This is a genomic window from Kitasatospora sp. NPDC006697, from assembly GCF_042869935.1.
Taxonomy (GTDB): domain Bacteria; phylum Actinomycetota; class Actinomycetes; order Streptomycetales; family Streptomycetaceae; genus Kitasatospora.
In genome coordinates this window covers 79,022-88,264 of the sequence record NZ_JBIAGU010000039.1, presented here as the reverse complement: position 1 = coordinate 88,264, position 9,243 = coordinate 79,022, and the positions used below count along the sequence as shown (strand labels likewise).

The following is a 9,243-nucleotide window of genomic DNA, read 5'->3' as shown; positions in this document are numbered from 1 at the left end:
GATGTCAACATATCTGGCGTTGACTTTTGGCACGCTGTTGAGTTCTCAAGGAACGGACACTTCCTTCGAGCCGCTTTCCAGCGGACCCTCCGGGCATTCGTTTCAGTGTTACTGCGTTCTTTCGTGTTTCAAGCTTATCAGATCCGAACCTCAGCTCTTCACCAACTCGCTTTCGTCTTCCGTGACCTAACGGCCCGTCCGACGAGTTGAACTTTAGCCCAACTCCGCTCCGAAAAGCGAATCCGGCCCACCTCCCCGAATTACCGGCACAGCAGAACAAGCCCCCTGCGGAGACGCACGAGAACGGCGCCCATAAGAGGGTTGTCGTACTGGGAATGGTGTTTCGGAGAGTGGCCGCTCCGGGACCGTCCGCGCAGACGCGTGTCCGGTGCTCCCTGCCGAGCGACTAGAGAACAGTACGCCTTCCATCCGGGCGGCGCAAACGACGCGGTCCGGGCCGCGCTGCGGGAGCAGCGCGGCCCGGACCGGGTGCGAAGGGGGCGGACCGTCAGCTGTTGGTCGGGAAGCCCAGGTTGATGCCGCCGTGCGACGGGTCCAGCCACCGCTGGGTGACGGCCTTGCCGCGGGTGAAGAACTGCACGCCGTCCGCGCCGTAGGCGTGGCTGTCGCCGAAGAGCGAGGCCTTCCAGCCGCCGAAGGAGTAGTAGGCGACCGGCACCGGGATCGGCACGTTGATGCCGACCATGCCGACCTCCACCTCGTGCTGGAAGCGCCGGGCGGCACCACCGTCGTTGGTGAAGATCGCGGTGCCGTTGCCGTACGGGTTGGCGTTGATCAGCTCCAGGCCCTCCTCGTAGGAGGCGACCCGGACCACCGAGAGCACCGGGCCGAAGATCTCGTCGTTGTAGACGGACATGCCGGGCTTCACGTGGTCGAACAGGGTGGGGCCGAGCCAGAAGCCGTCCGCCGTCGAGTCGCCGCTGGCGTCCTCGCCGGCGATCGGGTGCTTGCGCCCGTCCACGGCCAGCTCGGCACCGTCGGCCACGCCGGACTCCACGTAGGAGGTGACCTTGTCGCGGTGCTGTCCGGTGACCAGCGGGCCCATCTCGGAGTCGCCGTTGCAGCCGGGGCCGACCTTAAGGGTGGCCATCCGCTCCTTGATCTTCGCGACCAGCTCGTCGCCGATCGGGTCCACGGCGACCAGCACCGAGACCGCCATGCAGCGCTCGCCCGCCGCGCCGAAGCCGGCGTTGATGGCAGCGTCGGCGCTCAGGTCGAGGTCGGCGTCCGGCAGCACCAGCATGTGGTTCTTGGCACCGCCGAGGGCCTGCACCCGCTTGCCGTACTTGGTGCCGGTCTCGTAGACGTAGCGGGCGATCGGGGTCGAGCCGACGAAGCTGACCGACTTGATGTCGGGGTGCTCCAGCAGGCGGTCCACCGCGACCTTGTCACCGTGCACGACGTTGAAGACGCCGTCCGGCAGCCCGGCCTCCTTCCACAGCTCGGCCAGGAAGTTGGCCGCCGACGGATCCTTCTCGGAGGGCTTGAGGACCACGCTGTTGCCGGCCGCGATGGCGATCGGGAAGAACCACATCGGGACCATCGCCGGGAAGTTGAACGGCGAGATGATCGCGACCGGGCCGAGCGGCTGGCGGATCGAGTAGACGTCGATGCCGGTGGAGGCCTGCTCGGTGAAGCCGCCCTTGAGCAGCTGGGGGATGCCGCAGGCGTACTCCACGACCTCCTGGCCGCGGGCCAGCTCGCCCAGCGCGTCGGAGTGCACCTTGCCGTGCTCGGAGACGATCAGCGCGGCCAGCTCGTCCTTGCGGGCGTTGAACAGCTCGCGGAAGTTGAAGAGCACGGTGGTGCGCTTGGCGATCGAGGCGTGGCGCCATTCGGCGAAGGCGGCGGACGCGGCCGCGACGGCCTGGTCCACCTCGGCCACCTCGGCGAAGTCCACCTGGCCGGAGACCCGGCCGGTGGCCGGGTCGTGGATGTCGCCCCGGCGGGGTGCGGCGCCGGCGGTCGGCACCGGGGCACCGCCGATCCAGTGGACGACGTGCTTCTCAGCGGGCTTGCTCACGGCGGTCTGCCTCCAGAATCAAGGGCTCTGCCTCCAGTCTGGTCAGCGCCCGGGGCCGGCTCAACGAGCACACTGACGGGCATCGCCCGATTGGCCTTACAGCTCGTAGGGCCGATCGGCGGCGGACCGCCTCAGCAGTGCTCAGCCGGCCCGGAGAGCCCGGCAGCCGCCTCGTGCAGCAGCAGTTCCAGCACCATCGGATCGGTGAGCGCGCCCGAGCCGTCCGGCGGCAGCAGCCAGCGCAGCCCGCGGCCGGTGCGCAGCGGGTGCGGCACCATCACCCAGGTGCCCTGGCCCGCGCCGCGCACGCCGGTGCCGATCCAGCGGGCCGCGGTGCCGGCCGGAACGAAGAAGGCGACGCTGTCGTCGCCGGGGTCGTACAGCGCCGGTCCGCCGCCGGGCAGTTGCTCGAAGAGCGCGGCGGCCGGGCGGCCGAGCCGGCCCGGGACCACCAGCAGGTCCCAGAGCCGGCCGGCCGGCAGCAGCGCGATGCCCAGCGAGGTGCGTTCCCACTCCCGCCGACAGGCCTCGGGGTCGGGGGCGGCGGCGGCCAGCCAGGCCACCGCCGCGGCGGGTCCGGTGCTCTCCATGGCCAGTTCCTCGCTCTCGCGCGGCGGGCCACCGATGGCCGCCGTCGGTTGGGGAGAGCGAGTCGGGCCCCGGCTCTTACAGCGGTCGGACCGCTTCTCTTGCGGAGATCAGCAACTGTTCCCCGCGGCCGGGCGGTCGGCGGCTGCGCGGCCGGTCGGCCGAGGACGCCGCCCCGGTCAGCCGAGGTCGCCGAAGACCGTGCGGTGCCAGTCCTTCCGGGCGACCGCCGTGGTGTCGAACATGACGTGCTTGACCTGGGTGTACTCGTCCAGCGAGTACTGCGACATGTCCTTGCCGTAGCCCGAGGCCTTGTACCCGCCGTGCGGCATCTCGCTGATGATCGGGATGTGGTCGTTGACCCAGACACAGCCGGCCGCCAGCTCGCGGGTGGCGCGCAGCGATCGGTGCACGTCGCGGGTCCAGGCGGAGGCGGCCAGGCCGTACGGGGTGTCGTTGGCCAGCCGCAGGCCCTCCTCGTCGGAGTCGAACGGCAGCACCACCAGCACCGGGCCGAAGATCTCGCCCTGCACCACCTCGCTGCGCTGGTCCGCGCCGGTGATCAGGGTGGGCGCGTAGTAGGCGCCGCGCGTCAGGTCGTAGCCGTCGTGGCCGCGCACCGGGCGCTCGCCGCCGGTCACCACGGTGGCGCCGTACCCGCGGGCGCGCTCGACGAAGCCGGCCACCCGCTCCCGGTGGGCGTACGAGACCAGCGGGCCGAGGTCGGTGGCCGGGTCGCGCGGGTCGCCGATCCGGACCTTGCCGAAGAGCTCGGCGACCCCGGCCACGAAGGCCTCGTAGAGCGGGCGCTGCACGTACGCGCGGGTGGCGGCGGTGCAGTCCTGGCCGCCGTTGATCAGCGAGCCGGCCACCGCGCCGTGCACCGCGGCCTCCAGGTCGGCGTCGTCGAAGACCACGAACGGGGCCTTGCCGCCGAGCTCCAGGTGGGTGCGCTTGACGCCGGCCGTGGCGAGTTCGGCGACCCGCTTGCCGACCCCGGTGGAGCCGGTGAAGGAGACCATCGCGACGTCGGGGTGCGAGACCAGGTGCTCGCCCGCGGTGCGGCCGTCGCCGGTGACCACGTTGACCACGCCGTCCGGCAGGCCGGCGGCGGTGCAGGCGCGGGCGAACATCAGCGAGGTGAGCGGGGTGAGCTCGGCAGGCTTGAGCACGATGGTGTTGCCCGCGGCGACGGCCGGCAGGATCTTCCAGGCGGCCATCTGCAGCGGGTAGTTCCACGGCGCGATGGAGCCGATCACGCCGATCGCCTCGCGGCGCACGTAGGAGGTGTGGTCGGCGGAGTACTCGCCGGCCGCCTTGCCCTCCAGGTTGCGGGCCGCACCGGCGAAGAAGGCCGTGTTGTCGACGGTGCCGGGCACGTCGAACTCGCGGGCCAGCCGGATCGGCTTGCCGGTCTGGGCGCTCTCCACCCGGGCGAACTCCTCGGCCTGCTCGGCCAGGATGGTGCTCAGCCGCAGCAGCGCCTCGGAGCGGGTGCCCGGGGTGGCCCGGGACCACTCGGGCAGCGCGGCGGCCGCGGCGGCGACGGCGGCGTCGACGTCACCGGTGGAGGCGAGCCGGACCCGCTCTACCGTGCCGCCGTCGGCCGGGTTGACCACGTCGAACGGTTGGTCGCCGCTGCCGGTCACGGCCTTGCCGCCGATGTACTGCGCGCCGTCCGCGAAACTGCTGAGCTCCATGCGTGGGTTCTCCTCCGTCGGTCCGTCTCACCCCGTGCGATGTGGCCGACCCTGCCGGGCGGCGCGGGGCCGGGCAAGCTCCACTCCGACAGCCGGGCGTCGGAGCGGCTTACAGAGTGGAAAGCCGTCCGATGGGCAACAGGTCGTCATCTGCCTGCATGATTCACCTGACACCCTGCATCCCCACCGCCAGGAGGCCCCGCGTGCTGCCCACCGTCGCAAACGTACTCGAACTGGACGTGATGCGGCGTGGCATGCCGCAGGTGGTGGCGGGCGCGGACCGGCTGGACCGCCCGGTGCGCTGGGTGCACGTCAGCGAGCTGCCGGACGTGGCGGGCATGCTGCAGGGCGGCGAGCTGGTGCTGACCACCGGCATCGCGCTGCCGGACGACCGGGAGGGGCTGGCCCGCTACGTCAAGGAGCTGGTGGAGGTCGGCGCGGTCGGGCTGGTGGTGGAGTTCGGCCGCCGCTACTTCGACACCCTGCCCCGCGCCCTGGTGCACGCGGCCGAGCAGCGTGGTCTGCCGCTGGTGGTGCTGCGCCGCGAACTGCGCTTCGTGGCGGTGACCGAGGCGGTGCACGCCCTGGTGGTCAACTCCCAGCTGGAGCAGCTGCGAGCCTCCGAGGCGGTGCACCAGGTCTTCAACGAGCTGGCGGTGGAGGGCGCCGAGCCCTCCGAGGTGCTGCGGCAGATCGCCCGGATGGCGGGGCTGCCGGTGGTGCTGGAGAACCTGAGCCACCAGGTGCTCGCGCACGACCCTGCGGGGCGCACCGAGGACGAGCTGCTGGACCAGTGGGAGCGCCGCTCCCGGGCGGTGCGGCCGGCCGGGCGGACCGGTTTCGACCCGCGCAGCGGCTGGCTGGTCACGGCGGTCGGGGCGCGCGGCGAGGACTGGGGGCGGCTGGTGCTGGTCGGCGACCCGGGCGCGGTGCCGGCCGAGGAGGCGCACCCGGCGACGATGCTGCTGGAGCGCGGGGCGGCCACCCTGGCGCTCAACCGACTGCTGGTGCGCGACCGGGAGAGCCTGGAGCGGCAGACCCACCGCACGCTGCTCTCCGGCATCCTCACCCACGCCCTGACCGTCTCCGAGGTGGCGCTGCGGGCGCAGGCGCTCGGGGTGCCGCTGGAGGGGCGGCGGCTGGTCGGGGTGGTGCTGCGGCGGCGTGGCGGGCAGCTGCCGGCGGCGCTGGAGGCGCAGGCCCGGCTGCGCGACTTCACCGAGCTGGCGGCCTCGGCGGCCCGGACCAGCCGGCTGTCGGCGCTGGTCGGGGCGCTGGACGACGAGGGCGTGGGGCTGCTGATCGCGCTGGGCTCGCAGCAGGACGAGCACGCCTCGCTGGAGGCGTTCGCGGCGGCGCTGCGCCGGCTGGTGGCGGACGGCGGCGGGCGGGAGGTCGCGCAGCCGGTGGTGGCGGTGGGCTCCTCGGTGGGCTCGGTGCGGGACGCCCGGCGGACCCTGATGGAGGCGACCCAGGTGGCGGACGCGGCGCTGCACGACGCGCCGGGCGCCCGGCCGGCCGCCTACTACCGGCTGCCGGACGTGCGGCTGCGCGGTCTGCTGCACCTGCTGCGCGACGACGCCCGGCTGCAGACCTACGTGGAGCGCGAGCTGGGCCCGCTGCTGGCGCACGACGCGGAGCAGGGTTCGCAGCTGGTGCAGCTGCTCCGGGTCTATCTGGAGCAGGGGCGCAACAAGTCGGCCGCGGCAGATGCGGCGCATCTGTCGCGGCCGAGCTTCTACGACCGGTTGCACAAGGTGGAGCGGATCCTGGCGGTGGACCTGGACCAGGTGGAGTCCTGCCTGTCGCTGCACGTCGCCCTGCTCGCGCTGGACGCGGTGCGGCGCTGACGGACCGCCGGTACCGCGGCCCGCCGGCGCCGCGGCCCGTCAGACGGTGTGCGCGTCCACCAGTGTGAGCGCCTCGTCCAGCACGGCCAGGCCGGTCCGGGCCTCTTCGGCGGTGACGGTGCACGGGGGCACCACGTGGAACCGGTTCATGTTGGTGAACGGCCAGAGCCCGCGCTTCTTGCAGGCGGCGGCCAGCTCGGCCATCGGCGCGTTGGCGGCGCCGGCCGCGTTGTAGGGCACCAGCGGCTCGCGGGTGGCGCGGTCGCGGACCAGGTCGAGCGCCCAGAAGACGCCCAGGCCGCGCACCTCGCCGATCGAGGGGTGGCGCTCGGCCAGCTCGCGCAGGCCGGGGCCGAGCACGGTCTCGCCGATCATCCGGGCGTTCTCCACGATGCCCTCCTCGGCCATCGCGGTGATGGTGGCGACGGCGGAGGCGCAGGCCAGCGGGTGGCCGGAGTAGGTGAGGCCGCCGGGGAACGGGCGCTCGGCGAAGGTGGCGGCGATCTCGGCGTTGATCGCCACGCCGCCCAGCGGGACGTAGCCGGAGTTGACGCCCTTGGCGAAGGTGAGCAGGTCGGGGGTGATGCCCCAGTGGTCGGCGGCGAACCACTCGCCGGTGCGGCCGAAGCCGGCCATCACCTCGTCGAGGATGAAGACGATGCCGTACCGGTCGCAGATCTCCCGGACCCCGGCCAGGTAGCCGGCCGGCGGGACCAGGATGCCGGCGGTGCCGACCACGGTCTCCAGGATGATCGCGGCGACGGTCTGCGGCCCCTCGAAGGCGATCACCTGCTCCAGGTGGGCCAGCGCGCGCTCGCACTCCTGCGCCTCGTTCTCGGCGTGGAAGGAGGAGCGGTACGGGTACGGGCCCCAGAAGTGCACGATGCCGGAGGTGCCGGTCTCGCTGGGCCAGCGGCGCGGGTCGCCGGTGAGGGCGATCGCGTTGGCGGTGGCGCCGTGGTACGAGCGGTAGGTGGAGAGCACCTTCTGCCGGCCGGTGTGCAGCCGGGCCATCCGGATCGCGTTCTCGTTGGCCTCGGCGCCGCCGTTGGTGAAGAAGATCTTGTCCAGGTCGCCGGGGGTGCGCTCGGCGATCAGCCGGGCGGCCTCGCTGCGCGCCTCGACGGCGAAGCCGGGCGCCATGGTGCAGAGCTTGCCGGCCTGTTCCTGGATCGCGGCGACCACCTTGGGGTGCTGGTGGCCGATGTTGGTGTTCACCAGTTGGGAGGAGAAGTCGAGGTAGCGGTTGCCCTCGTAGTCCCAGAAGTACGAGCCCTCGGCGCCGGCCACCGCGAGGGGGTCGATCAGGGCCTGGGCGGACCACGAGTGGAAGACGTGCGCGCGGTCGGCGGCCTTGACGGCCTGCCCGGCGGCGGGATCGGCAGTGGGGGTGCTCATGGCCGTCAGCGTAGGGAAAGCCCAGCTCAGCCGGGAGGCGCATCGTGTCAGGTGGTCGGCCGGGCAGACTGACACTGTGCAAATGCCCCAGGAGGCGAGCCTCCTGGGGCATTCTCACTGTCGGATCATCAGATCGCAGTCCTACCGCGCCGATGGTCCCGATCCGCTAGATCGCGGTCATGACGTGCTTGACCCGGGTGTAGTCCTCGAACCCGTACGAGGACAGGTCCTTGCCGTAGCCGGACTTCTTGAAGCCGCCGTGCGGCATCTCGGCGACCAGCGGGATGTGGGTGTTGATCCAGACGCAGCCGAAGTCCAGCCGGCGCGACATCCGCATCGCCCGGGCGTGGTCCTTGGTCCACACCGAGGAGGCCAGCGCGTACTCCACGCCGTTGGCGTAGGAGACGGCCTGGTCCTCGTCGGTGAACTTCTGCACGGTGATGACCGGGCCGAAGACCTCGTTCTGGATGATCTCGTCGTCCTGCAGCAGGCCCGAGACCACGGTCGGGGCGTAGAAGAAGCCGACCTCGCCGACCCGGTGGCCGCCGGCCTCGACCTTGGCGTGCGCGGGCAGCCGCTCGATGAAGCCGGCCACCTGCTTGAGCTGGTTGGCGTTGTTCAGCGGGCCGTAGAGCACGTCCTCGTCGTCCACCCCGCCGGTCTTGGTCTCGGCGGCGGCCTTGGCCAGCGCGCTGACGAAGGCGTCGTGGATCGACTCGTGCACCAGCACCCGGGTGGCGGCGGTGCAGTCCTGGCCGGCGTTGAAGAAGCCGGCCACCGAGATGCCCTCGACGGCCTCGGCGATGTCGGCGTCCTGGAAGACCACCACCGGGGCCTTGCCGCCGAGCTCCAGGTGCACCCGCTTGACGTCCTTGGCGGCCGACTCGGCGACCTGGATGCCGGCCCGCACCGAGCCGGTGATCGAGGCCATCGCGGGGGTGGCGTGCTCGACCATCAGCTTGCCGGTCTCCCGGTCGCCGCAGAGCACGTTGAAGACGCCGGCCGGCAGCTCCAGCTCGGCCAGCGCGGCGCCGATGATCTCGGCCAGCAGCAGGGTGGAGGCGGGGGTGGTGTCGGAGGGCTTGAGCACCACGGTGTTGCCGGCGGCGATCGCCGGGGCGAACTTCCAGACCGCCATCAGCATCGGGTAGTTCCACGGCGCGACCTGGGCGCAGACGCCGACCGGCTCGCGGCGGATGATCGAGGTCATCCCGTCCATGTACTCGCCCGCGGCCTTGCCCTCCAGCAGGCGGGCGGCACCGGCGAAGAACCGGATCTGGTCGACCATCGGCCCGATCTCCTCGGACTTGGTCAGGCCGCGCGGCTTGCCGGTGTTGCGGCACTCGGCGTCCACCAGCTCGTCGGCACGGGTCTCCACGCCGTCGGCGATCTTCAGCAGCAGCCGCTGCCGGGTGGACGGGGTGGCGTCCCGCCAGGTCTCGAAGGCGGCGGCAGCCGAGGCCATCGCCGCGTCCACATCGGCCGCACCGGAGAGCGGGGAGGTCGCGTACGCCTGACCGGTGGTCGGGTCGACGATCTCCAGGGTGCGGCCGTCGGCTGCGTCGACGAACTCGCCGTTGATGTAGTTGCGCAGCGTGCGGAGGTCGCTCACGGGTTTCTCCTACGGTCTGGGCCTGCGACGTTGCAGATTCCGGCGCCAGGG

Annotated in this window: 6 protein-coding genes; 1 reads left to right on the top strand and 5 read right to left on the bottom strand. The window is 72.0% G+C overall.

Annotated features, from left to right (window positions below):
* Positions 1 to 508 precede the first annotated feature (508 nt).
* The 3 genes from ACFYNO_RS36615 to ACFYNO_RS36605 form a co-directional block, all read right to left on the bottom strand.
* Positions 509 to 2,044: a CoA-acylating methylmalonate-semialdehyde dehydrogenase gene (locus tag ACFYNO_RS36615; RefSeq protein ID WP_388021983.1), complete on the bottom strand. Its 1,536-nt coding sequence runs from the start codon at positions 2,042 to 2,044 to the stop codon at positions 509 to 511.
* Positions 2,045 to 2,175: 131 nt separating this feature from the next.
* Positions 2,176 to 2,634: a hypothetical protein gene (locus tag ACFYNO_RS36610; protein WP_388021981.1), complete on the bottom strand. Its 459-nt coding sequence runs from the start codon at positions 2,632 to 2,634 to the stop codon at positions 2,176 to 2,178.
* Positions 2,635 to 2,811: 177 nt separating this feature from the next.
* On the bottom strand, positions 2,812 to 4,332 hold the full coding sequence (locus ACFYNO_RS36605; protein ID WP_388021979.1) for a gamma-aminobutyraldehyde dehydrogenase: 1,521 nt from the start codon (positions 4,330 to 4,332) through the stop codon (positions 2,812 to 2,814).
* Between the two features lie 203 nt (positions 4,333 to 4,535).
* Here ACFYNO_RS36605 and ACFYNO_RS36600 point away from each other — a divergent pair, with 203 nt between their 5' ends.
* A complete protein-coding gene (locus tag ACFYNO_RS36600) occupies positions 4,536 to 6,182 on the top strand; it encodes a PucR family transcriptional regulator (RefSeq protein ID WP_388021977.1) in 1,647 nt (548 codons plus the stop codon).
* Positions 6,183 to 6,221: 39 nt separating this feature from the next.
* Here the strand turns inward: ACFYNO_RS36600 and ACFYNO_RS36595 are convergent, their stop codons facing one another.
* Together ACFYNO_RS36595 and ACFYNO_RS36590 are read right to left on the bottom strand one after the other, a co-directional pair.
* Positions 6,222 to 7,580: an aspartate aminotransferase family protein gene (locus tag ACFYNO_RS36595; RefSeq protein WP_388021976.1), complete on the bottom strand. Its 1,359-nt coding sequence runs from the start codon at positions 7,578 to 7,580 to the stop codon at positions 6,222 to 6,224.
* Positions 7,581 to 7,746: 166 nt separating this feature from the next.
* Positions 7,747 to 9,192, bottom strand: a complete 1,446-nt coding sequence (locus tag ACFYNO_RS36590; RefSeq protein WP_388021974.1) for a gamma-aminobutyraldehyde dehydrogenase — start codon at positions 9,190 to 9,192, stop codon at positions 7,747 to 7,749.
* Positions 9,193 to 9,243 lie beyond the last annotated feature (51 nt).